3 protein-coding genes and 1 tRNA gene are annotated in these 1,978 nt (G+C 40.3%); 1 reads left to right on the forward strand and 3 read right to left on the reverse strand.

What is annotated here, in order from left to right; translation table 11 throughout:
* The 3 genes from tusC to ABJE44_RS00140 all read right to left on the reverse strand — a co-directional run.
* A partial coding sequence (gene tusC, locus ABJE44_RS00130) for a sulfurtransferase complex subunit TusC (protein ID WP_348120593.1) occupies positions 1-286 on the reverse strand: 286 nt, incomplete at its 3' end.
* Entirely contained in the window at positions 283-672 is a 390-nt protein-coding gene (gene tusD / locus ABJE44_RS00135; RefSeq protein ID WP_348113334.1) for a sulfurtransferase complex subunit TusD, read from the reverse strand. The genes tusC and tusD, both read right to left, overlap by 4 nt.
* 75 nt (positions 673-747) lie before the next feature.
* On the reverse strand, positions 748-1,416 hold the full coding sequence (locus ABJE44_RS00140; RefSeq protein ID WP_348113332.1) for a Bax inhibitor-1/YccA family protein: 669 nt from the start codon (positions 1,414-1,416) through the stop codon (positions 748-750).
* Between the two features lie 268 nt (positions 1,417-1,684).
* On the opposite strand from ABJE44_RS00140, the gene ABJE44_RS00145 reads away from it, so the two are divergent.
* A tRNA-Ser gene (locus ABJE44_RS00145) sits at positions 1,685-1,776 on the forward strand.
* Positions 1,777-1,978: the final 202 nt, after the last annotated feature.

A 1,978-nucleotide genomic window follows, 5' to 3' on the forward strand; every position in this document is an offset into this window, starting at 1 on the left:
CTGACACTTTAATTCCACGGCTTTCGAGGCTGTGCCTACACACATAAATATTTTCAATATCGTAAAACTCTAACGCTGGAAATGTCTTATGGTATGCCCTCGCATCTATATTTTCTGGGGCTTGTTTTGATAAAAGCTGTAACACGCCATCTTCAATAAAAAACAGACTTACGTCTTGAGCAAAGTTACTCATGGCCATAGCCATGTCTAGGCTTTCTTGTCCATTTGAATTGCCATATGGGGCTGACTGGTTGATGATGGCAAGGGTATTGGCTGACTCACTCAAAACTGTACCAACCTATCACTATTCTTCATTAAAACTGCCAGCTCACCTAAGCCTACTGATTCAAATGGTGCTGTAAGGCTATAGTGAGGATTATCTGAATCATGCGCGTCTTCAGCTGTGGTAATGCCCCGTTTACTCGCAGCACTCACGCAGACCATCAAAGGGACTTTGTGATCACTGGCTAAGGTTTTCCAAGCTGCATATAAATCAAACTCGTTCGACGGCGTTAGCTGCAAACTTGAGCCATTTAAGGTGCCACTTTGATAAAAGAAGATGCCATTCACTGTGTGTTTAGCTTGCACAGCCGCAAGGGCAAAACGGTATGCACTATAGGCGTTTTGTTCGGAAAAGGGGGCTGAGGTAACTAATAAGGAAAAAGATGACATAAGGGTGCAATGTACCATAAAAAAAAACGCCCCAGCAAGCTGAGGCGTTTTAAAAATGTAATTCTTTTTTAAGAATTAATCGTCACTACTAAACGCACCAAGAAGGTGTAGGATAGACGTAAATAAGTTGTATATATTCAAGTACATAGAAACCGTAGCGCGAATGTAGTTAGTTTCACCACCATTAATGATTCGGCTTGTGTCATACAAGATGAACCCAGACATGATGAATACAATCGCAGCACTCACAGCTAAACTTAACGCTGGAATACCCATAAATATATTAGCAATTGAGGCGACTACCGCTACGATTAAACCAACAATTAAAAAGCCACCCATGAATGAGAAGTCTTTCTTAGTCGTGAGTACATATCCAGATAGGCCAAAAAATACTAGTGCAGTAGCGCCAAATGCTTGCATGATTAACTCACTGCCGCCTTGGAAACCTGCATAGTAATTTAAGGTATAACCTAAAGAGCCACCTAGTAAACCGGTAAAGGCAAAAACAAACCAAATGCCAGCAGAGCTCTGTGATGCCTTATTTAAGAAAAATATCATAACCAAGGCTGCTAGGTTCATTCCCATGGCAATACCTGGAGAAATGTTCATAGCCGCTGTTATGCCAGCACAAACTGCGCTGAAAGTTAGCGTCATCGCCAACAGCATATAAGTGTTGCGAAGTACTTTGTTCGTTTGCAATACAGAAGCTTGACCTGTATTGCTATAGGAAGATCTGTGTTCCATTGTATTCTCCAGGAAGTAAATTAAAAAAACTTTATTAAGAATGTATTTGTATGGTGTTTAGGTGACTTTTTCAAGTGTTATTGGTGATAATTCTCATTACTAATTTGTAAAATGGTGTAAATATATCCAATCCGTTCAAACAATAATCAAACAAAACATTTTATTAAATTAACCCTTTACAACACCTTAAAACGTCACTAATATTCGCATCCTCAATTCGGGGACGTCGCAATAACGTGTTTATACGACCAACCAGAATTAAGACAATGGATAGCTGGCAGAGCTCGGTTTAATGCACCTGACTTGAAATCAGACGTACGGTCAAACGTACCGGGGGTTCGAATCCCTCGCTATCCGCCATATTAAAAGAGAAAAGGCTCAACGTTATTCGTTGGGCCTTTTTTCGTTTAACGGGGTTAGTCCCTGAGGGATCCCCACGAATATTCAACCATTAAAATTGTCTGCAATCATAGTTCTGAGATTTAATTCTGCCATTTCATATTGCTCGCAAAGCAATATGAAATGCTTATCTACGAAGCCCCGCAAGCCTAAATAATGAAAC

This window comes from Paraglaciecola sp., from assembly GCF_039942875.1.
Taxonomy (GTDB): domain Bacteria; phylum Pseudomonadota; class Gammaproteobacteria; order Enterobacterales; family Alteromonadaceae; genus Paraglaciecola.

Coding starts and splice junctions, on each gene's coding strand:
- tusD (WP_348113334.1), bottom strand. CDS start 672: ATGTCATCTTTTTCCTTATTAGTTACCTCAGCCCCCTTTTCCGAACAA.
- ABJE44_RS00140 (WP_348113332.1), bottom strand. CDS start 1,416: ATGGAACACAGATCTTCCTATAGCAATACAGGTCAAGCTTCTGTATTG.